This is a genomic window from Tianxiuia mixotrophica (assembly GCF_050596425.1).
GTDB lineage: Bacteria > Bacillota > Clostridia > Peptostreptococcales > Acidaminobacteraceae.
In genome coordinates this window covers 1587461-1610049 of record NZ_CP192292.1, presented here as the reverse complement: position 1 = coordinate 1610049, position 22589 = coordinate 1587461, and the positions used below count along the sequence as shown (strand labels likewise).

The 22589-nt window shown below is 42.1% G+C and carries 17 protein-coding genes and 2 riboswitches; of the genes, 3 read left to right on the top strand and 14 right to left on the bottom strand.

The features are described 5' to 3' along the window. Positions 1-8: 8 nt before the first annotated feature. The 4 genes from cobA to hemA are packed head-to-tail and all read right to left on the bottom strand — an operon-like array spanning position 9 to position 4227. A complete protein-coding gene (cobA, locus tag ACQ4KW_RS06985) occupies positions 9-1502 on the bottom strand; it encodes a uroporphyrinogen-III C-methyltransferase (RefSeq protein ID WP_430885817.1) in 1494 nt (497 codons plus the stop codon). After that, entirely contained in the window at positions 1495-2391 is an 897-nt protein-coding gene (gene hemC, locus ACQ4KW_RS06980) for a hydroxymethylbilane synthase (protein ID WP_430885816.1), read from the bottom strand. The genes cobA and hemC overlap by 8 nt, the downstream gene beginning before the upstream one ends. Further along, positions 2381-2974 carry a precorrin-2 dehydrogenase/sirohydrochlorin ferrochelatase family protein gene (locus tag ACQ4KW_RS06975; RefSeq protein WP_430885815.1) on the bottom strand — a complete coding sequence of 198 codons (594 nt, stop codon included), beginning with the start codon at positions 2972-2974 and terminating at the stop codon, positions 2381-2383. Before ACQ4KW_RS06975 ends, hemC begins: the two co-directional genes overlap by 11 nt. Continuing rightward, on the bottom strand, positions 2971-4227 hold the full coding sequence (hemA, locus tag ACQ4KW_RS06970) for a glutamyl-tRNA reductase (protein WP_430885814.1): 1257 nt from the start codon (positions 4225-4227) through the stop codon (positions 2971-2973). The genes ACQ4KW_RS06975 and hemA overlap by 4 nt, the downstream gene beginning before the upstream one ends. 108 nt (positions 4228-4335) lie before the next feature. After that, positions 4336-4521, bottom strand: a riboswitch (cobalamin riboswitch). A gap of 322 nt (positions 4522-4843) precedes the next feature. Between hemA and ACQ4KW_RS06965 the strand changes: the two genes are divergently transcribed. Together ACQ4KW_RS06965 and ACQ4KW_RS06960 are read left to right on the top strand one after the other, a co-directional pair. Beyond that, positions 4844-5854 (top strand): isocitrate/isopropylmalate dehydrogenase family protein, encoded by a 1011-nt coding sequence (locus ACQ4KW_RS06965; protein ID WP_430885813.1) that lies wholly within the window; start codon positions 4844-4846, stop codon positions 5852-5854. Between the two features lie 17 nt (positions 5855-5871). Further along, the gene (locus tag ACQ4KW_RS06960) at positions 5872-7260 is read left to right on the top strand and encodes a citrate/2-methylcitrate synthase (protein ID WP_430885812.1); all 1389 of its coding nucleotides are present in this window, start codon (positions 5872-5874) and stop codon (positions 7258-7260) included. 293 nt (positions 7261-7553) lie between these two features. On the opposite strand, the gene ribH is transcribed toward ACQ4KW_RS06960, so the two are convergent. The 7 genes from ribH to gltB all read right to left on the bottom strand — a co-directional run bounded on the left by ribH (position 7554) and on the right by gltB (position 18207). Continuing rightward, positions 7554-8018 (bottom strand): 6,7-dimethyl-8-ribityllumazine synthase, encoded by a 465-nt coding sequence (gene ribH / locus ACQ4KW_RS06955; RefSeq protein ID WP_430885811.1) that lies wholly within the window; start codon positions 8016-8018, stop codon positions 7554-7556. A gap of 329 nt (positions 8019-8347) precedes the next feature. Beyond that, positions 8348-9553 (bottom strand): 3,4-dihydroxy-2-butanone-4-phosphate synthase, encoded by a 1206-nt coding sequence (gene ribB / locus ACQ4KW_RS06950; protein ID WP_430885810.1) that lies wholly within the window; start codon positions 9551-9553, stop codon positions 8348-8350. Positions 9554-9563: 10 nt separating this feature from the next. Beyond that, positions 9564-10232, bottom strand: coding sequence for a riboflavin synthase (locus ACQ4KW_RS06945; protein WP_430885809.1), 669 nt, complete (start codon positions 10230-10232; stop codon positions 9564-9566). 2 nt (positions 10233-10234) lie between these two features. Next, on the bottom strand, positions 10235-11443 hold the full coding sequence (gene ribD, locus ACQ4KW_RS06940) for a bifunctional diaminohydroxyphosphoribosylaminopyrimidine deaminase/5-amino-6-(5-phosphoribosylamino)uracil reductase RibD (RefSeq protein WP_430885808.1): 1209 nt from the start codon (positions 11441-11443) through the stop codon (positions 10235-10237). 324 nt (positions 11444-11767) lie between these two features. Beyond that, a riboswitch (FMN riboswitch) is annotated at positions 11768-11881 on the bottom strand. Between the two features lie 49 nt (positions 11882-11930). Continuing rightward, positions 11931-12446: a GDYXXLXY domain-containing protein gene (locus ACQ4KW_RS06935; RefSeq protein WP_430885807.1), complete on the bottom strand. Its 516-nt coding sequence runs from the start codon at positions 12444-12446 to the stop codon at positions 11931-11933. Beyond that, positions 12439-13539 carry a DUF2157 domain-containing protein gene (locus ACQ4KW_RS06930; protein ID WP_430885806.1) on the bottom strand — a complete coding sequence of 367 codons (1101 nt, stop codon included), beginning with the start codon at positions 13537-13539 and terminating at the stop codon, positions 12439-12441. Before ACQ4KW_RS06930 ends, ACQ4KW_RS06935 begins: the two co-directional genes overlap by 8 nt. Positions 13540-13803: 264 nt before the next feature. Beyond that, positions 13804-18207: a glutamate synthase large subunit gene (gene gltB, locus ACQ4KW_RS06925; protein WP_430885805.1), complete on the bottom strand. Its 4404-nt coding sequence runs from the start codon at positions 18205-18207 to the stop codon at positions 13804-13806. 375 nt (positions 18208-18582) lie between these two features. Between gltB and ACQ4KW_RS06920 the strand changes: the two genes are divergently transcribed. Next, the gene (locus ACQ4KW_RS06920) at positions 18583-19728 is read left to right on the top strand and encodes a tRNA-queuosine alpha-mannosyltransferase domain-containing protein (protein ID WP_430885804.1); all 1146 of its coding nucleotides are present in this window, start codon (positions 18583-18585) and stop codon (positions 19726-19728) included. Positions 19729-19907: 179 nt separating this feature from the next. Here the strand turns inward: ACQ4KW_RS06920 and rsgA are convergent, their stop codons facing one another. From rsgA to ACQ4KW_RS06905, 3 genes are all read right to left on the bottom strand, one after another. Beyond that, complete coding sequence (rsgA, locus tag ACQ4KW_RS06915) at positions 19908-20924, bottom strand: ribosome small subunit-dependent GTPase A (RefSeq protein WP_430885803.1); 1017 nt, start codon at positions 20922-20924, stop codon at positions 19908-19910. Between the two features lie 471 nt (positions 20925-21395). Next, entirely contained in the window at positions 21396-22295 is a 900-nt protein-coding gene (locus ACQ4KW_RS06910) for a serine/threonine protein phosphatase (RefSeq protein WP_430885802.1), read from the bottom strand. 27 nt (positions 22296-22322) lie between these two features. Continuing rightward, on the bottom strand, positions 22323-22544 hold the full coding sequence (locus ACQ4KW_RS06905; RefSeq protein ID WP_430885801.1) for a hypothetical protein: 222 nt from the start codon (positions 22542-22544) through the stop codon (positions 22323-22325). Positions 22545-22589: the final 45 nt, after the last annotated feature.

Here is a 22589-nt window from a genome sequence, read left to right as displayed (position 1 = left end):
TTTACGCCTCATTTCAAATTGCTTAAAACACATGCAACCAGCGAATCAATTGTTGCATGTTCCGATTCTATTGTCTCATGACCTAAGTCAGTGAGAACTTTTGAGGTTTTCGGGCCAATTGAGAAACACTTGGTCTCTGGCCACTGCATACCAGACTTTTCGATCAAAGCATTAAAGTTTTTCACTGTTGACGCACTGGTGAAAGTAATTCCCTCAACATTACCTTCCAGTACCCCTTTGACTTGATCTAAAGATTCTTCTCCAATAACAGTGTTATAGACCACTGGCATATCCACAGGGCAAATTTTTTCAAGCGCATCTCTTAAAATGCCGGATGCCAGATTGCCAGATGGAATCAAAACACGATCCTCAGGGCCTATAATGCTTTCCATTTTCTCAGCCAATGACTCAGAAATGGCGCGTTCAGGAACCAGGTCAGATTTCAGTCCATACCCCTTAAGAACCTTTGCTGTTCCAGATCCTATGGATGCCAGCTTTAAGTGTCCAATGCTCCTGACATCAAGGTCACACTCAAAGAGCCCTTCCATAAAGGAAGTCACTGCATTTTGACTTGTAAAGACAAGCCAAGAGTACTCTTTGATTTTATCAATAGAAGCCTTCCAATTTTCGATCGGTTCTTTTTCAATATTAATCATAGGCAGTTCAACCACTTCAGCTCCCAGTTCTTCAAGGTGTCCTGAAAGTCGACCCGCCTGTGCTCGACTTCTAGTTACAATCACCTTTTGACCAAAGAGTGGTCTGTTTTCAAATGTGCTTAGGAGGTCCCTAAAGTTAACAACAGGTCCCACCACAATAAGTCCCGGTGGTTTCAAGCCTGCCTTTTCCACTTCATCCGCAAGGGTTTCCAGTGTGCCAACTATGGTTTTTTGAACCGGATGGGTTGCCCATCTTACGACAGCGGCCGGGGTATCAGCAGGCTTTCCTGCGTCAATTAAGGCCTGCATAATTCGTGGAATATTCCCAATGCCCATAAGAAATACCAAAGTTCCATCAAGGCGTGTTAAGGCTTCCCAGTCCCACTCTGCATAATCGTCTTTAAAGTGTCCCGTCATCACGTGAAAGGATCTGGCCACGCCCCTATAAGTTACTGGAATACCTGCATAAGCCAGACCAGCTATAGCTGATGTAATGCCTGGAACAGTTTCAAATGCCACACCTGCTTTTTTGAGCTCAGCGCCTTCTTCACCGCCACGACCAAAAACATAAGGGTCTCCCCCTTTTAGTCTTGCTACAACAAATCCTGCTTTTCCTTTTTCTACAAGAAGGGCATTAATGTCCTCCTGTTTCATGGCATGATTAGCGGCTTGCTTGCCGACATATATAAACTCGGCATCCGGCTTGCACTGGGAAAGCAGTTTATCATTTGACAGGTAGTCATAAACGACAACATCCGCTTTTTTTAAAGCCTTCGCAGCTTTTTGAGTCAATAGGTCGGGATCTCCCGGTCCTGCTCCAATAAGATAAACATAACCTTTATCCATGAACAGCCTCCTTAAGTTCCTTTGCCAACTTATGCGCCCCTTCTTCAACGTCTGTTACAGAACCTTGCCAGCTTGAATAATGTAGGATCGAACCATCCGGCTTTCCTAGCATGGCATCAATTTTAGCATTTTGCCCATCTATATGACAGTATGCACCTACTGGAATATGACATCCACCATCTACAGCTTCAAGGAATGTTCTCTCTGCTCGGACTTGAATGCTTGCATATCCATTTTCAATGCCCTTAAGAATATCAAGCATTTTTTCATCCTTTTCACGGCACTCAATAGCCAGTATCCCTTGAGCCGGTGACGGAAGTACAGTATCGTAGTCAAGATAGGACGTGATACGGTCCTCCAGTCCTAGCCTCTTAAGGCCTGCCGCTGCAAGGACAACGCCGTCAAGACCCTCTGTTTCAATCTTTTTCATGCGGGTTTCCACATTGCCGCGAATGGGTTCAAATTTTAAGTCTGGACGTTTTTTAAGAATTTGGCTCACACGGCGAATGGCACCTGTTCCTATTGTTCCGCCACGCGGCACATCATCAAGCCCATTTAAACCCTCTCTTAAAATCAGAGCATCTCTTGCGTCTTCACGCTGGGGAGGCTTTACAATAACAAGACCCTCTGGCTGGTCCGTAGGCATATCCTTCATCGAGTGGACTGCCATGTCAATTTCACCATCTATAAGGGCTTTTTCAATTTCTTTTACAAACAGGCCCTTGTCGCCGATCTTATCCAGGGGCATATTTTGAATTTTATCCCCTTTGGTCTTAATGATGACTGTCTCAGCTTCTAGCTCTGGATGAGCCTTTGTAAGCATGTCTATAACATGGTTTGTTTGAGTCAGCGCTAAACGACTGCCTCTTGTTCCAACTTTAATTTTCATGATCATTTCCTTTCACGCTGTCGGTGTAGGTTTTGAATTTTTCTTTTATGTATTTTTCCCTATCCTGGCTAAGGTCAAATTTTTCTCTGGCTTCTATCCGAAGACCATCATAATAGTTGGTCATTTGGGACAGCTGATCTGGCAAGGCCGATTGAATGCGACTTATGATGTACTTTGCTAGACCAGGTCTTTTCCCACCAGTACCCACAGCGATTTCAACCTGGCCCTCTCGAACCACGGCGCCGCTTCTAAACGTGCTCTTTGTGGCATCCATACAGTTGTTCACCAGGATGCCTTTTCTCTTGCAGTGGTCTGTGACCATATCGTTCATTGAGTCATCATCCGTTGCTGCAAAAACCAGTGTGGCATCATTTAAAAAACTCAAGTCAAAAGGTGTTTTGCTTATAATGATGTTATTGTTTTCTCTTGCAAGACTTTCAATGGATTCATTTATCTCTGTGGCGCTTATAAAAACGTTTGCCGACTCATGTAAGATGCTTTTGAGTTTTCTTTCAGCTATACGCCCGCCCCCCACTATAATCACTTTTGAATCCTCTAAATTTAAAAAAACTGGATAACTCATTGACAATTCTCCCCGAAATCAAACAAATGCTCTATAACTTCTATCATTTGATCTTGTTCTTCTGACTCGTCCACCTTTTTCAAATTAATAATAGGTTCACGGATCATTCGTTTTAAGGCACTTTGCATCATTTTTTCAAGTAGGGCCTTTTCCTTTTCGTCCATTTTAATTTTCTTGTTGAGGATATCAAGAGTATCCATGCAAATCTTTTCTCTCTTTAATGAAAGCTTTTTTATAACAGGGTCCACTCGGCTTGTAAGCATCCAGTTCATATGCTCATCCACAGCCTCATCAACCATTTTCTCAGCAATCAGCCCCAGCGCTTTTCTTTTTTCAGTGTTTTCATCAGAAATGGCTTTTAAGTCATCTACAACAATGAGTTCCACATTTTCTCTAAGGCTTATCTTTGAATCAATATCTCTTGGGATGGCCATGTCAAGTATGGTTAGCGGCTTAACCAGATCGCCCATTTGGTCATTTTTAAATATAACGTGGGGAGAAGCCGTGGCACTAATTAAAATATCCACATCCTTGATGATCTCATACCGGTCATCATATGACACAACTTCCACATCTTCATAGTTTTTTGCCACTTCGACCCCCTTATGATGCGTCCTATTGGTCATCATAAGCTTGTCCAAATTCATTCCATTTAAATAAGAAAGAGCCTGTCGTCCCATCTTTCCGGTGCCAACAACAAGAGCTGTTTTCTTGTCTAAGGAACCAAGAAGACTCTCAATATGCTTTATGCCAATAGAACAGACAGAAACAGGTTCTTCGGAAATTTTTATTTCCGTTTTGATTTGCTTGGCTTTAGCAATGGCATCTCGGACAGTTCGGTTTAGAAATTTTCCCGACGCGCCCATATCCAGAGCAAGTTCATGGGCTTCCCTAAGTTGTCCAAGTATTTGATCCTCACCAATAACCACAGAGTCAAGCCCTGCAGCCACTTTATAAATGTGTTTTACCGCCCGCTTGCCAGAACGCCTTTGAATACAAGCATCAAAGTTTTCATCACCTGATTTTATGACAAAGACCCTTGTCAAGAGTTCTAAATAGTCTCTCATGTCTGCTTTTGGAACAGCCGCATAGAGTTCAGTCCTGTTGCATGTGGACAGTGCTATGACCTCCGTGACACCTTCATCAAGCAAGTCATTCATTAGATCAATACGTTGACTCGTTGTCATGCTTACTTTTTCTCGTTCTTCAGCTCCAGCTGTATTATGATTCACGCTAACTGCTAGAATTTCCATAATCAATCACCCTTATACAAAAAAACACCTGCTATGGCAGATGCTTATCAATTCGAATATCACGTATTTTCACGCACGTCGATTTAATAAAACTTCCTCCCGAAGCATATCAAAATTTATCAACTGGCAGGTCTCCTGGCTCACACTTCATATAATACACTCGCCTTCCCAGGGGGATACCCAGTGGACTCAAGAGCATACTATCCATGTATACAGTAGCGGGGGCTGCGTCGGACTTTAACCGCACTTCCCTTTTCATCTTAATAAATAAGAACCAATTAATGTCATAATCTGTAGCACTTCATTCAAATCGCGCCACATATTATATGTATTTGATTGTCCTTACCCATTCTATATCATCAGACATGACTTTTCAATGTTCTTAAGCCCTTCCATTAATATTTTTTCCTTTTTTTGCGTTATCCTGCTTTACCACTTTCCTCAACTGATCAAAGGTCTAAATAGTGTACATTTTTCATCTCTTTTAAGTAAGTCATTGTAAGCCTTGTGGCTTATTTATGTATATTAAATAATTTACATGAATAAACTTGACATGTATTTCTTAGTGCGTGTATAATCGTATACAATAATACACACACTTGAATGGAGGCTAAACATGTCAGTCACAGATCAAACAATTGTCACATTAATTCCAGGCGACGGTATAGGCCCTGAGGTCTCTGAAGCCGTAATGAAAATCATCGATGCCAGTGGCGCAAATATTCAGTGGGATATTGTAAACGCAGGTGCCGATGTCTTTGAAAAAACAGGTCAACTTGTTCCTAATGATGTTTACGAAAGCATCGAACTCAACAAAATAGCCCTAAAGGGACCTATTACAACACCTGTTGGTAGTGGATTTAGAAGCATCAACGTCATGCTTCGCAAAAAATATGACCTCTACTCCAACATTAGACCAGTACAGAGTCTACCAGGTTTACAAACCCCTTTTAAGAATCTTGACCTCGTCATTTTTAGAGAAAACACAGAAGGCCTTTATATTGGCATTGAAAAAGAAAACTCAGACGGAACGATGGAAGCCAAGAAGATTATCACGCCAAAGGGGTCTGAACGGATAATAAGAAACGCTTTTGAATATGCAAGGGCCATGAACCGAAAAAGTGTTGCTATTGTTCATAAGGCCAACATCCTTAAGTTAGCAGACGGTCTTTTTCTTGAAACAGGTCGTCGGATAGCAAAGAACTATCCAGACATTGAAGTTAAAGAGGTCATTGTGGACAACATGTGTATGCAGCTGGTTATGAATCCTTCTCAATATGATGTGATTGTGACAATGAATCTTTACGGAGATATTCTCTCCGATTTATGTGCAGGTCTTGTTGGTGGACTTGGGCTCGTGCCTGGTGCCAATATTGGGGATGACCTTGCCATCTTTGAGGCTGTTCACGGTTCAGCACCTGATATAGCTGGACAGGGCAAAGCCAACCCTATCGCCCTTCTTAGATCAAGCTGTATGATGCTTGATCATTTAGGAAAACACACCCAGTCAAAAAGAATTAGAACTGCCATAGAAGAGGTTCTTCAAGCAGGAGAAATTCGCACACCAGATATGGGTGGTCAATCCACGACATCCCAACTGACAGATGCCATCATATCTGCTCTATAAAAACAGGAGGTGACCAAGTGAAAACGGAAACAAGTCAGAAACTACTAAATGATTTAGCCCTTAAGGCTGAAGCCAATAATTTCATCCGGCCAGAGGATTACGATAAGTACAATGTAAAAAGAGGTCTTCGTAACAACAATGGGACTGGTGTTCTTGTAGGCCTCACGGAGATCGGAAACGTTGTGGGCTACGACCTTGTCGGAAATGAGAAAATCCCCGCCCGCGGCCGTTTGTTTTATAGAGGCATAGAAATTTGTGACCTTGTGGAAGGTTTTCAGGCAGATGACAGGCGAGGCTTTGAAGAAACAGCCTACCTCCTTCTATTTGGTACACTTCCCACCGCTGATGAACTGGCATCTTTTTGCCACTTACTTGATGTCTGTCGTACGCTGCCGGATGGATTCACTGAAAATATGATTCTTAAAATCCCCAGCAGCGATATTATGAATAAGCTTATGCGGAGCATTTTGGTTCTTTATTCCCATGATGCGTCTCCTGATGATACCAGTGTCAGAAATGTTCTTGAACAAAGCATACGTTTAATTGCTCAATTTCCAACTATTATTTCCTATGGATACCAGGCCAAAAGACACTACTTTGACAACAAGAGCCTTTTTATACACAACCCACGTCCTGGCATAGGGACAGCTGAAAACATCCTCCACCTTATTCGACCTGACAACAAGTATTCCCGCGTGGAAGCAGAGACCCTTGATTTGGCTCTTGTGATCCATGCAGAACACGGCGGAGGAAACAACTCTACTTTTGCTACACATGTTGTTTCATCAAGTGGAACGGATACTTATTCTGCCATCTGCTCAGCTGTTGGATCTTTGAAGGGCCACAAACACGGAGGCGCAAACAACAGGGTTCGTGAAATGATCTTAAACATACGAGAAAACGTTCCAAACTGGGACGATCCTTCTGCACTAAAGGATTACCTTTACAAAATTATAAAAAAAGAAGCCTATAACGGCGAAGGCTTAATTTATGGTATGGGGCATGCCGTCTACACAAAGTCAGACCCACGTGCAGAACTCCTCAAAAAGAAGGCCTTTGAATTGGCCCTAGAAAAGGATGCCATTAAAAACTACACCCTTTACAAGAACATTGAAGAACTGACAAAAGAGCTTTTCCATGAAATCAAAGGACCTGATGCGCACATAGCGGCAAACGTGGATCTATATTCGGGTTTTGTATATGAAATGCTCGGTATTCCTTACGAACTTTACACCCCTCTATTTGCGACAGCGCGTATAGCAGGGTGGTGCGCTCATAGAATTGAGCAGATTGTCAGTGACCAAAAGATTATTCGGCCGGCCTTTAAGAGTGTCAACGATATTGTAGCCTACCAGATGCTGGCAGACAGACGAAAAAACCTTGCATCTGACCTTCGAGCCATATAGGTGGCTTAGTTTAAACAGTATAGAAAAGGAAGTTAGATGAATTGACATCAGATAGAACGAAGCCAGAAGAGATAATATCTGATGAGATGATATCTATAAATTGAAGCATTATTGAATCGTTTGGGATGAATCAGTTAAATCAGGCGCTTGCAAAATATAAAAAAAAGAATACAAAAGTCAAGGCCACACCGAATAGAACCCGCTTGCTTCACAAGCATCTATACATGGTGTGGCCTTTGTTTTTTTGTTGATTCTTCAATTAGAAACTCTAGATCAGTCCCAAAACAGCGCAATTAACCCAGTGAACGCATTACATTCACAGATTCCAGCGTTGCGATAGCAGCTTCCCAGCCCTTATTGCCTGCTTTTGCACCCGCTCTATGAATGGCCTGTTCCAGTGTGTCTGTCGTCAGCACCCCATAGCCCATCGGTATACCAGCATCAAGCATAACAGATGCAATGCCCTTGGCATTTTCTGAAGCGACAAAGTCAAAGTGTGGTGTGTCGCCTCTGATAATAGCGCCTAGGCAAATAATACCGTCATAGGTCCCCTTGGCAGCCATTTTTTTAGCAAGGAGTGGCATTTCAAAAGCCCCTGGTATCCAGCAAATTTCAATATCCTCTTCTTTAACACCATGGCGTATAAGGCAGTCAATGGCTCCATCTTTTAGTTTTGAACCAATGAACTCATTGAATCGACCTACAATAATACCATACTTGTGTCCTTGACCTGTTAAATTACCTTGTATTTGCTTCATGTGATAAACTCCTTTTTATCCTTATTTTTCATTTTTATTTTTTATCTTTAATCTTCATCAAATAACTAACCAAATGCTTTATTAAATCAGGCACCTTCAAAATTACAGATTATGTTCTGACCATACCTATAGATAGGCATTACGATTTTTAAATATCTATATCTTATGACGAAGGTTTTTAAAGATATTATGCAAGTCGCTAAAATATCATTTAATATCCGCCCATATCATGGATGTTTTTTCTAAGCAATATGCACGGAACATGCGAAGTATGGTACAGTTTTTCGTCCAGTGCCATATGCATTTTTTATATTAGTGAGTGAATAAAATCACTGGACTTCGTACAAGTGTCCCATACGCACAACCTTGGTATTCAAGTAGTCCTTGTTTGTATCCACATAGACAGGCTTAAGACTGTCACACCGCATAATTTCAATGCCTGTGCCTTCAAACGCCTCTACTTTAAGGGGGTTATTGGTCATAAGGCGCCCCCCTCTCACATGTAGGGCTTTCAAAATATCAATGGCCTCTTTGTAGTTTCTTTCGTCATCTTTGAAACCAAGCTTACGGTTGGCATCCACTGTGTCGTGTCCCTCGTCTTGCAGGGCATATGCCTTTAGTTTGTTCACAAGACCAATACCACGTCCCTCCTGACGTAAATAAAGTAATATGCCTGATCCTTCATGCGCAATTTCACGCATGGAATCTTCCAGTTGTTGACCACAATCACATCGTTTTGACCCAAACACATCGCCTGTCATGCACTCCGAATGAATGCGTATAAGAGGTGTCTTCCCCTCGATCTCCCCTAAAACTAGGGCCAAATGCGGTTCACGCCCAGACGCATTTTCAAATGCAATCATTTGGAACTCAGCATATTCTGTTGGCAACTTTGTTCTAGCAAGCTCTTTGACCTTCATTTTTTTTGATTGCAAATACTTTCTAAGGGCTTCAATCGTCAGTATTCTCATATCATGCTCTTTGGCAAACTCCATAAGATCAGGCATTCTTGCCATTTCTCCATCATCTTTTATAATTTCACAAATAACCCCTGTTTCTTTTAGGCCAGACAATTTCATGAGATCAACCGTGGCCTCAGTGTGACCTGGGCGTTCCAGGACGCCACCAGCCTTAGCGACAAGGGGAAATATATGTCCTGGTCTTTGAAAGTGATTCGCTCCAGCGCCTTCCTCAGCCATCATCATGATGGTTTTTGACCGGTTTGAGGCAGAAATACCAGTCCCAGTTCCGACACCGTCCACACTTACTGTAAAGGCCGTGGCATGAGCGTCTTCATTGGTCTTAACCATTTGGTTGAGTCCAAGCTTTTTAGCATGTTCACCTGTTGTCGGAACACATATAAGACCCCGCCCGTACTTCATCATAAAATTGATTTTCTCAGGGCTTGCATATTCAGCCGCCATTAGAAAATCGCCTTCGTTTTCGCGGTCTTCATCATCTGTAACAATAAGCATTTCACCACTTTTTAAGATTTCAAGTGCTTCTTCAACTTCACACATCACATTCTTTTTCATGACTCTCTCCTTATAAAAAACCTGCTGACTGTAAAACCGACATGGTGACTTGTCCTCCATTTGAGTCCTCGACGGACTCTGATTCAGGCTTGTCCATCCCAATGAGGGCACTCACGTATTTAATAAGCATGTCTGATTCAATATTGACCACTTCCCCAACCTTAAGACTTGTTAGAAGGGTCTCCCCTTGAGTATGTTGAACCAGACTCACTTCAAGATACTTGTCTGTTAGGGTGTCGATGGTTAGACTGACACCATTAATTGCGATTGATCCCTTATGAACAAGATGTCTGGCAAAAGACGGTGACCGTTCCAGCCGAAGTCTATAGGCCTGTCCTTCTTTGTAGAGGGATAAAACCTTGCTCATTCCATCGACATGACCAGACACAAAGTGTCCGCCTAAACGTTCACCCACACACAGGGCTCTTTCCAGATGCACCTTGGCCCCTTTTTGCAACTGGCTAATCCGAGTTTGTTCATAGGTGGCCGGCATAACATCAGCTTCAAATCCATTCTCGTCAAAACCTGTAACAGTCAGGCAAACTCCATCTACAGCAATGCTGTCTCCCAGCCTGACACCCTCAAGCACCTTTTTTGCAGTGATTTTTACACTGGCACCCTTAGCGTTTTTTCTGGTCTGGATAAGCTGTCCAATTTCTTCAATAAGTCCTGTAAACATACCTACCTCCTGACATTGGCTGTGACTAAGATATCTTGATCCAACATTTCAACCGATTCCATATCAAGCTTTATGGCTTCTTCCATTCTCATGCAATCAAAAGATTGGAAGGGAGAGTGAATTCGCCCACCTGATATTTTAGGTGAAATAAAGGCTTTTACGCTGTCGATGAGGCCTTCTTTAAGAAGAGCGCCCTGAAGCACTGGCCCTGATTCTAAAAATACATTGCATATATTTAAGCTATACAAGTGGTCAAAGACCTTTTTCAAATCCACATGGTTTTGTTTGAGTGCCACCCTATAGACTTGAACCCCCTTTTTTCGTAAAGTCTCAACCTTTTCTTGATTGACCCCCTCCGATACATAAACAATTGTTTTATGTGGGTCTTTACAGTCAACAAGATTGCAGTCTATAGGCAGTCTGATCTCTGTGTCTATAACCACCCTATAGGGATTTTCCCCTTCCACCAGCCTCACATTAAGTCTAGGATTATCTGCCAGGGCTGTGCCAGAACCGATTATGACAGCATCGCTTTGTGAGCGCCATTTGTGGACTAGGGTCCGAGAAGCTTCAGAACTGATCCACTGACTGTCGCCCTCATCTGTTGCCATTTTCCCATCTAAGGTCATGGCCCACTTGGCTGTGCAGTAGGGGTCTTTATAAAGCATGTTTTTTATAAAGACCTTGTTTAAAGTTTTGGCCCGCTCTTCCATAATGCCTATTTTTACAACGACACCATTATCTCTAAGTTTTTTTATGCCTTTACCAGCGACAAGGGGATTGGGGTCTTCCATAGCCACGACTAAATTTTTTATGCCCTCATCAAGTATAAGTTGACTACAAGGAGGTGTTTTTCCGTAATGGTTACAGGGTTCAAGGGTAACGTACATAATGTCGTTGGCTTCAATACTTTGTCCCGAGTTTTTCAGGTCTATAACCGCATTCACTTCAGCATGGGCTCCACCATGGGATTCATGAAAACCCCTGGCAATCACCCGACCGTCTCTCACAATGACAGCGCCCACCATGGGATTTGGCGACACCTTCCCCCTGCCCTTTTCTGCGAGTTTCAGGGCTAATGTCATAAATTTTTCATGGTCTAACTCATGAACAAAATCCTTACAAGCTTTAAAATCCATCTTTATACCATCACCTTTTCTTTGGCTTACATGTTCTTTTACATCAAATGCATTGGTGGCAACTCTTGTCACCAGTCATGCTTTTATATCAAGCTAAGACCAGTACCCACTTCATTAAGTTAATAATTCATATAGGCCGAGGCGCTCACTGATTTTACAAATATAAAACAAGAGCCCCCGAAGCTAACCTTCAGGGGCTCTAAATGTATCTTTCTCTGTTTCACGGTTTCCAGCTTAAGGTGAGTGATTGGTCCCAAGAAACCAAACAATTACACCGCTGCCTTATGTAAAACAAAAGCCCTGAAACTATAAATAGTTTCAGGGCGAAAATACGTCATTCAAATTCTGATCAGCAATGATACCCAATCTTAAATTGAACTTAGAATGTACAAAAATGTACGCCTTCTTTCATCCAGACTTTACTGTCGGTTCTGGAATTACACCAGATCAACCTTTCGGTTCGCGGACTTTACCGCCGGTCGGGAATTTCACCCTGCCCTGAAGGATTTCATATGAACTTGTGATTAGAATAACGAAGAATCCTAGGCTTGTCAAGCGATCACTTGTCAAAAATAATATCAGTCATAACAAGTTGCCCATTCCAAATCTTGACCTCTGCTAGTAAATCACCTTGGCGAGCAGCATCTTCAATCGGGCCACCAGTATTGGTTTGAACATAATATCTGTCTATACCAAAATCCAGCTCTCCTTCGTTGGAATTTGGATTATAGTAGTTAAGGCGACATTTAATATATAGGCCTTCTTGAGGTTTTTTGACTTGTATTGATTTAACCTTCCAATCCCCATCATCTTTATCTTCTTCAAGAAGTGCATAAATTTTCTTATTGTATAGGTCACTTATGTCCTCTTCATCCATAGGAAAAGCTTCAAGACTCACACGTTCTTGGGTAAAATTCAAGGCCACATAATCCCCCCTGAAAACGTCCCTCGGGTCATAAAGTTCAATATTCAAAACCACTCTTTGACCAAGCGTTTTGGTCATTTGAAACGGTATGAATTGTATAAATAAAAGAACGATCAGGGCCGGTAGAATAAGATATTCCTTTTTACGCATTCAGATCCATCCCCTTTCTACGCACACGTTCCAGATAGAGACCAAAACCAATAAGTATGCCCCCACCTATAACAAAGAATAGGGACTTTGGCATAAAGTCATAGAAGGTGTCAAAATAGAATCTCATGATAATAAGGGCAATAAAGGCGATGGCACCAATAAACTCTCGCTTCACCAAATAAAACAAGCCCAGCATAAAGACAATAGTAAAGGCGATAGAAGGCGCAGTGCCATCTATTGGTAAACCATCTGACCATATGTCTGAAAAGGTCAAGAAAAAACCAGAAAACCCTAGAACAACAAGCCCCAGTTGACTCATAACAGGCTCAGCATACCGCCCAATTGGGGGTTTGAACATAAAGTATCCTCCCGTTAATAAGAGGACTGAGCAGAAGTAAAGGGCTTCGAGCTCAAAATGTACCATAAGGGTCATTAGGAAAAACACCAGGCTTAGGCCACTGGCAAAGGCTGAAAAATAGGTCTTATAATAATAGTCTGATAGCCTAATGGAAAGAAAAAGACCTGCCCCCAGCACCAGAATATATGCAAGATGTTCCAACTTGGATAAGCCCATACTATCGAACAAGGCAATTGAAGTAGCAAACAAGAGCGCTTGGAAATAATAGAGTAGCAAGTTGTCTTTTTCAAACTGCATGACAACCAGTATTCCCAGTGCCCATATAATAAAATGAAAGGCGACCGGACGATTCAAGTGGAAGGTTTGGTCCGTTAAGAACAAGCCACCACCAAATATAAAGAGGGCTATATAGCGCAGGGCCCGTCCAGTCTTAGGATACATGCTGTCTAGCTGCATCCCCGTTAAATAAAAACCAGTCATACCTATGACAATCAGCCCCATACGCACTACAGGGCTTATATTTTGCCAATTTCCCGCTATATAAGAAAGTATGCCTAGACCAATAAGTATGGATCCCACAACAGATATAAGCCGAATCAAGTTGACTCCCCTTGCGGGTTCATAGGCCATAAGTATTTGCTTTTCCTGATCTTGTGATATGACACCTTCTTGTTCAAAGTGCTTCATTTGTATTTTCAAACTGTCAAAATACGATTTTGATACTTTAAATTTCATATTATACCTCCTTAAGCCTAATATAGGCTGTTATTAGGAATGTACCACAGTTTTTTTACATATAGCATGATTTAAGCAAATCGTCATTAAACTTTAATCCTAAAACTCAGTCCTATCCAATCAGAATCCAGTCCGATGAAAGTGCAGATCAATTGGAAGCAAACGCCCCCCATTTCTTGACAACAAAAGTCCCCGATAGAGTTTTTACTCCATAGGGGACTTTCTTAAATGAGCCCAAGTTTGCGAGTGCATAGAAAACCAAAATTATATGCGCGGTCTAACTTTCCTATAAAAATTCTTGTATTTTTCATCTCCCTCAAGTAAATCTTTTGCCCAAGCACTCCCTGTATACTTCAAATGTCTTTCGAGCAGGGCTTTTATTTTTTCAAAATCTGTTTTCTCTAGAATTTCGACTAAATCAACGTGGTCTGTGTTAAGGTTCTCGCCTAAAGTATTGTCCAGGTCAAGAACATAGACACACCCACCTGTCATACCTGCGGCAAAATTCTGCCCCACTGAACCCAGAATGAGAACCGTTCCCCCTGTCATATATTCACAGCCATGATTGCCAATGCCCTCTACAACAGCATTGGCCCCTGAGTTTCTCACACCAAAGCGCTGACCAGCTCGTCCTGCAACAAAGGCTTCACCGCTCGTTGCACCATATAAAGCCGTGTTGCCTATAATGGCGTTATTCTGACTCTCATATCCCTCTCCGCTCTTGGGATGAATGGTAACAAGGGCACCACTGAGGCCTTTTCCCATATAATCATTGCACTCCCCACTTAAGTCAAGGTGCATGCCCTTCACTGCAAAAGCCGCAAAACTCTGACCCGCTGATCCCGTCAGTTTTATTTCATAAATGCCCTTTTTCTTGCTTTGAGTTAAAAACCCACTTGTCATTGTTCCAAAACTACGATCTGTATTCTTAATGACCAAATCAAGACTGTGTTTCTTTGCTTCTGGTCTTGCCAGAATGGCGTCAATAACAGCCTGATCTAGAACACTGGCAATTTTATGGTTCTGGGCTTCTGTTTGCTTGGCATCAATGCGTTTTGGCAAAATGGGTTTATGGAGAATTGGAGAAAAATCAAACTTGCAAGCATCACCTTCAAGTGACCCCTTAATCTTGATCAAATCAACCCGTCCAACCAAGTCATCCAGTTTGGTAAACCCCAGTTCTGCTAAATACTCTCGTACATCATCTGCCAGGGCCTTCATCAAATTCTCAACATGTTCTGGCTTGCCTGAGAATTTCCTGCGTTGCTTTATATCCTGAGTGGCAATCCCAACAGAACACAAGCCCTTATGACATTGCCTACACATTTTACAGCCTACCGCCATCATGGCAAGTGTACCAAACCCAAACTCTTCGGCCCCCAGCAGGGCGCCTATAATAATATCTCGGCCATTTCTTATTTTTCCGTCGACCTGAAGTCTGACCCGCTTTCTAAGATCATTCAGCAGTAGAGTTTGCTGGACTTCTGCCAGCCCCATTTCCCAAGGCAGACCAACATATTTCATTGAACTGACTGGGGAAGCGCCTGTTCCACCATCGGAGCCACTAATTTTAATCACATCAGCATAAGCTTTGGCCACTCCCGCTGCCACAGTGCCAACACCATGACCTGCAACAAGTTTGACACCCACACGGGCCTGTTTATTGATGTTTTTCATATCGAAAATGAGCTGGGCCAGATCTTCTATTGAATAAATGTCATGGTGAGGCGGCGGTGAGATCAGGTCTCTTCCTGGTTGAGCATAACGGGTTTTGGCAATGGATTTTGTCACCTTAGCCCCTGGTAAATGACCGCCTTCCCCAGGTTTTGCCCCCTGAGCCATCTTGATTTGTATTTCTTCACAATTAACCAAGTACTCAGCTGTAACTCCAAACCGACCAGATGCCACCTGTTTTACAGCGCTTGACCGATTGACTGTGCCTTTTTTGCTCACATACCGTTTTGGATCTTCCCCACCTTCGCCAGAATTGCTGGTTGCACCTATCCTGTTCATAGCAATAGCAAGTGTTTCATGGGCCTCTTCACTTAGAGAGCCAAACGACATCCCTGATATTGTGAATCGTTTCATTATGTCTTCTGTGCTTTCTACGTTGTCTATGTCAATTCTGCCTGTGGAAATAAGTTCAAAGTGGTCTCGGATAGCAATCTCTTGTTTTTCTGTCATCTGGCTATAACTTCTGTAAGCTGCACGGTCTCCTGTCACACATGCCTCATTGAGTTTTCGCACAGTGGCATTTGGAAACATCCTGGGCTGACTTAACCCCTGCTGGCCTTTAGACGACAAAACCGAATCGTCACCGCTAGAACCAAAAGCCTCCCTGTGCCTTATGAGAACATCCCTCTCAATGTCTTCAAGTTCCAAGCCACCTACCCTTGATGGAGTATCTGTAAAATAGACATCCACCACATTTTCCCCAAGCCCGACCGCTTCAAAAATTTGCGCGCCGCAGTATGATGGCAGTGTGGAAATGCCCATTCTTGAGATAATTTTCAAGATACCTTCTGCAATGGCAGCCTTATACCTTTCAAACAAGTCCTTACTGTTGTCTTTCTCCATGAGATACTCATATACCAAATAGGGGTTTACAGCCTTTGCGCCATATCCTATAAGCAAGGCCATATGCATGACATCCCTAGCCTCTCCTGTTTCAATAATAATATCCACGGCGGTTCTTAATTTTTTACGGATTAGATGGTGGTGAACCGCCCCGAGTGCCAGCAGACTTGGGATGGGGGCATTGTAATAATCTATCCCCCTATCACTTATAACAAGGATATTATGCCCTTTTTGAACCAGGTCTTCCGCCCTTTCGCACAACTTATCCAGGGCAGTCTTTAAACCATTTGCTTGGTCCGTGTGAAAGAGGGCTGGCACGGTCACTGGCTTGAAATCGTTACCGCTTAAGTGTCGAATATCCTCCAGTTGAGGGGAGGACACAATAGGTGATTTGATCATTAAGTATTTGTTGTTTTTTCCAGTTTCAATTTGATCTAGGAGCCTTCCATGAGAGCCGATGAATTGTCGAAGGGAAACAACTGAACGCTCTCGGAATGGATCAATAGGGGGATTTGTCACCTGGGCAAAGGCCTGTCTAAAATAGTCAAACAACAAGTTGTTGGTCTTAGAAAATATGGCCATAGATTCATCCACACCCATAGAGCCAATTGGTTCCTTGCCGTGTTCTGCCATATGATCAATGACGTCCTTGAACTCTTTTTTCGAGTAGCCAAACACTTCTTCTTTAAGTTTTCGAGTTTCCAGCCTGGAACGCTTTATTTCATAGTCTGCCTTGATGTCATTGAGGCTTAATTTATTTCGTTTGACCCAATCAGCAAATGGACGAATGGAGGCAATTCTATCCTTTATTTCAGCATCAGGCACTATGCGTTTTTCTATCATGTCAACAAATAGAAATTTGCCTGGTTCCAACGTTCCCTTCTGGACAAATGGATCATTTTCAAAATCCACGACCCCCGATTCAGAGGCTATGACAATCTTTCCCGATTCAGTTATGGCATATCTGGATGGTCTTAAGCCATTTCGGTCAAGTTTCGCAACAATTTGGTCACCACTTGAACATATGAGGGCAGCTGGACCATCCCAAGGTTCCATAATGCGAGCGTGGTACTCATAGAAACCACGTATATTTTCATTCATCCCTTTATCATTTTGCCAAGGCTCTGGAATCATAAGCATAAGAGCATACGTCAAATCATGTCCGTTTGCAATAAACAGCTCTAAAGCATTGTCAAAAGATGCCGAGTCACTCCCTCCTGGTTCAATTATGGGGAGAATTTTCGTGAAGTCTTCTCCGAATATACCGGATTTCATGACCCCCTCTCTGGCATTCATCCAGTTCACATTTCCCCGTATGGTATTGATTTCTCCATTATGTGCTATATATCGAAAGGGTTGAGCCAGCTTCCACGATGGAAAAGTGTTTGTGCTATACCTTTCATGGACAATAGCCATGGCCGATTCGTACCTCTCATCTTGCAAGTCTTCAAAATAGGCATCCAATTTGTATCCTAAAATTTGCCCCTTGTAGACGATTGTCCTAGTTGACAAACTGCATACATAAAATGCGTCTGTATACATGATGTTTGAATCCCTGATGGTCTTTTCTGCTCTTTTTCTTAAGATCAATAGCTTTCTTTCAAAGCTGACAGTATCAAGCTCTCCTCGCCCAATAAAAATTTGACTTGTATCGGGTCGAGTGGCCCTTGCTGAATGTCCACAGTCAAACACACTCACAGGCACATCGCGCCACCCAAGCAATTGAAGGCCCTCTTCTTGCATTATGTTTTCAATAACACCTTCGCAGTATAGTCGGGCCTGAGGCACACGGGGCAAAAAAATTGACCCCACAGCATAATCCCCCGCTTCAGGTAAATTGACGTTCTTGTCTGCCATTATTTCAGTGAATAATTGATGGGGAATTTGAGTCATAATGCCAGCACCATCACCTGTTGTTGCATCTGCCCCCACAGCGCCCCTATGCTTCATGTTCTTAAGCACCCGTAACCCCTTTATGACAATATCACGGGAGGGTATTCCCTTAATATCAGCAACCGCACCAACCCCACAACTGTCTTTTTCTCTACTTGGGTCATAAAGACCCTGTTTTCTTGGACCTGAAAACCACATAAGCCTTACCTCCTATTGCATGCTATTCTCTCTCTTCTCTCAAAATATTGAATTTTCTGATAATATTTTAATCCTGATTATAGCATGCATATTTTTGCACTTCAATAGGCAAACGTTTTTCTTTTTGAAGGCAATCGTTTTCTAATAAATTAAGTCATATTAACTACTTCAGCTTTTTAACACCTACAATTTAACTGTAATATATATGTACACAAATGCATACAAAACGCATTGTTTTCCCCAGCCCGCTTAAAACGCCATGCTTTTATTACTGATTTTTAAAACAAGTCTTCTTGCATTTACATAGCTCCCTTAAAGCCATTCTAGCTGACAAAAACCCGCTCACACACCCAGCTTTTATGTTATACTCACTTTATGAGAATTTTACTAATAGAACCCTACTACTCAGGCTCACACAAGGTATGGGCCGATGGATACATCAAGTATTCCAAACATACAATTGAATTAATGACCCTTGAAGGTCGGCACTGGAAATGGCGCATGCACGGATCTGCCATAGAAATGGCTGCCAGGATCAATGCCAAATACAAGAACAAACCTGCTCCTGACTTAATGCTTGTGAGCGATATGGTTGATCTCACAAGTCTTATAAGTTTACTGGACCGATCTCTTCGCAGTATTCCTACTGCTTTTTACTTTCATGAAAACCAATTGTCCTATCCATATACGGACAATGACACGGACTCGAAAAGAGCACGCGACTTTCATTACGGCTTCATTAACTACACGTCAGCGTTGGCATCTGACCATGTGTTTTTCAATTCAAAAGCTCAAATGGATTCTTTTTTTCACGCTCTTGAGACCTTGTTAAAACGCATGCCTGATTATAGAGGCCTTGAGACAGTAACTGCCTTAAAAGAGAAAACCACCGTTCTACCCCTAGGCATCGAATTTCCTGATTGTGATAAGGACGCCACTGATAACTCCCTTAAAAACACTCCCGCAAATGCAGATTGGCCCACTATTTTGTGGACCCACCGGTGGGAGTATGACAAAAACCCAAACGACTTTTTTGAGGCTCTCTACACCCTCTCAGAAGATGGGCTTCATTTTAATCTGGCCGTTCTTGGTGCGGAAAGTAAAAAACCACCCAAGGTTTTCAAAGAAGCCAAAGAAAGGTTAAAAAAGCATATTGTCGCCTTCGGCAAGCCCAATACTTATGAAGCGTATGTAGAATGGCTCGTTCAGTCAGATATTTTGCCTGTAACGTCCAACCACGAAACATTTGGGATTAGTTTTATGGAAGCCATTCACTGTGGTGTTCAACCGCTCTTACCTAGGCGACTGTCCTACCCAGAGCTTGTCTGTCCAAATGCTCATCCTGACTTTTTCTACGAGAATCAGGAAGACTTGGTGAAACGACTAAGGCACTTTATATTAAATTTCAGGCCCCAAGCCAAGTCTCACAAGCGAGATGTATTCCGTTACATCACCCAGAAATACGATTGGGAACACATGCACACGGTTTATGATAAAAAGCTCTTATCTATCATTCAATAAAACGTGAACCCCCAGGCATTAAACCACAAAACAAGAAACCCATTTACAAAACACCTTCCACCTAAGAGGGAATGGGGTTTGTAAATGGGTTTTGCATTTAGACACTTATGAAATACACTTCTATACTATGATATGGTCATGGTCAGACATATATTTTTTAAGCGTTTGATAGCAAGACTCTAACGCCTTCTTTTACTCTTATATTTCCCGTGGCCCTTTCTCTTCCAGTAGGCCTCCATTTCCCTGAGCATCTTTTTATAGTTGATGAGTCTGTCTTCATCAATCTCTCCATCACTTATGGCTTGACGCACGGCACACCCAGGCTCTGTCTCATGTTTGCAATCATTAAATTTGCAGTTCTTCGCCATATCAGAAATATCATCAAAGGCTAAGCTAAGTGCCCCTTTATCGTTATAGAGCTGGACTTCTCTAACCCCAGGCATGTCAATTAAAATGTGGTTTTCTGGTGTTTTTAACATTTGCCTGTGGGTTGTGGTGTGACGCCCCTTGTCATCGCTTCGAACCGCCTTGGTCTCCATAACCACCTCTCCCATAAGGGCATTTATAAGGGTGGATTTCCCTACACCTGATGATCCAATAAAAGCATAGGTTTTATGGGGTTTCAGAAGGGACTTTATAGATGCATACCCGGTTTCTTCTTCAGAATTTACTGTTATGACAGGGATGTTCCCCAGCCTTTTCTGCAAATCGTCAGCAGTTGTCTGAGCATTTTCAACCAAGTCAGACTTCGTTAAAACAACCACAGTGTCTGCCCCACTCCCGCTTGTAATAATACCAAACCGCTCGATTCGTCTAGGGCTAAAATCCTCGTTTATTGATGTACATATGAAGACGGTGTCCACATTGGCCGCCATGTTTTGAATTTGCATGTCCGTGCCAGCGTTTTTCCGTTTCAAACATGTTTTTCTATGAAGCACAGATTCTATAATGGCACGCTCCCCCTGCTTAGGACGATCCTGAACGGCAACCCAGTCTCCAATACAAGGATAGTCAGAGGCATTTTCTATACGGCCCTTCATTTTTCCTGACAGGACACCATCCAGGGTCCCCTCTTCATCTGAAAGCATATAGTGCATATTTCCATCTCTTACAACACGCATAATATGGCAGTTTGTCTTTTCAACATGTTCATATATTTCAGGGCTAATCATACCCCAAGTTCTTATCATTGTCATTGATTTTCTCCTTTACCTAGAATCACTTTCATCTAGGCGCGTTATACATTTCACTTATTCCATCGACTGTGTTTTAGCATTTCGCTAACCCCTTATAAACAGGGAGACTTGACTATGGTTTTCACGCACATGACCTCGATTAAGATGAGAGGCATATTTCATAATCACGTGCACTGCGGATTCAGCAAAATTCCATTTAAAGGTCCTAACGTCACAACACGGACTTAAAATTTTGCACAACTCCAACATAAAAAACCGACGCGGCTACCACGTCGGTTAGAAATCAAGTCGTCTTAAAAACACAATAATGCATGTTTGTATAACAAAGAGTCGTATTAAAATTCCAGCCGAAGTGGCACTAATTTAACTTGTAGATTTTTCATCATGACCACTCCTTCCAAAAGCATCGTTAAAGTTATTTACTCGTTAATTATATTTTAACGTATTTCTCTTGTCAATACATTTCTTTATTTATTTTTCGCTAATCCAGTAGGATTTAAGTTCTTCAGGCCCTCTTATGACTTTACGACTTATATACAAAGCCCCTTCACTATTTGGCCTTACCCGCCAATCCACAAGCATGATCTCTCCATCCACAATTTCTATACCTGAAATGCCTCTTGGATGAACACAGCAACCATCGTTAAAATATGGCACTTCACCTGGATTAGGAAATTTGGGTCTATGCGTATGACCACATATAAGAATAATGCCATGTCTTTTAATAAAGTCACTGAAATTTTTTTCGATTTTGTGTCGTTTAACCCTATTTTTTGCAGGACTGGCCGGATTTCTAAATCCAATAATGTGCATAATTCTCCAGAAGTAACGCATCCAGGCCATTGACACACGCCAAAGCTGATCATTGAGCAAATCGCCTTGATGACCATGAACGACAAATATCTTTTGTCCTGTATCTGAATGCCTTAGAATAATACTTTCATGAACTTTAATTTCTGGAAATAAGGTTCCCCTCTCTTCCAGATACTCATCATAAAATTCTTGAAGATTTTTCTCAACAAATTGTGGGTTCCTAAAATGCATATTGTGGTTTCCATATAGCATAATCAGTCTATTAACTTCATGAAACTGACTGAGAAGCCAGTACACATCACTATGCGCACTTCGTATATGCTCGAACTTTGCATGTTCCCACAACTCGTCACCATCACCCACTTCAATATATGTATAGCCTTCATTATAATAGTGATTTAAGGCATGATAATATATATTTTGATTGTGGGCAAACTCGTCAGATAGGCTGTTATCCCCCCTATGGACATCGCTAAGAAATACGATTTTCGATGTGTTGTCAAACTGAATTTCCTGAGCTGATTTATATGCACGCATTAAGCGACCGTCAGTGTTCATAAAATAAACCTCCAGTGATACAAGCTCTTATTTCATATTCAAAAACATTTCTTCCTCTTCTGCTATTTGTGTGCTAATGGCCATAAGCATTAATCCTGTTAGAGGGTTGTTTTGCTCTGCAGTGATTTCATGAATTTGGCTTCTTGTAAAAACATGAAAGTCTGAGCTCGGCTTTCCACACTCCACTTCAAACATTTTGCGCAACATTTTATGATTGATTATTTGATTAAGCAGTTCTTTTTGATCCAAAAGACATCCACTCCTTTTCATCAATCTTCACAAAGACCTATCTCA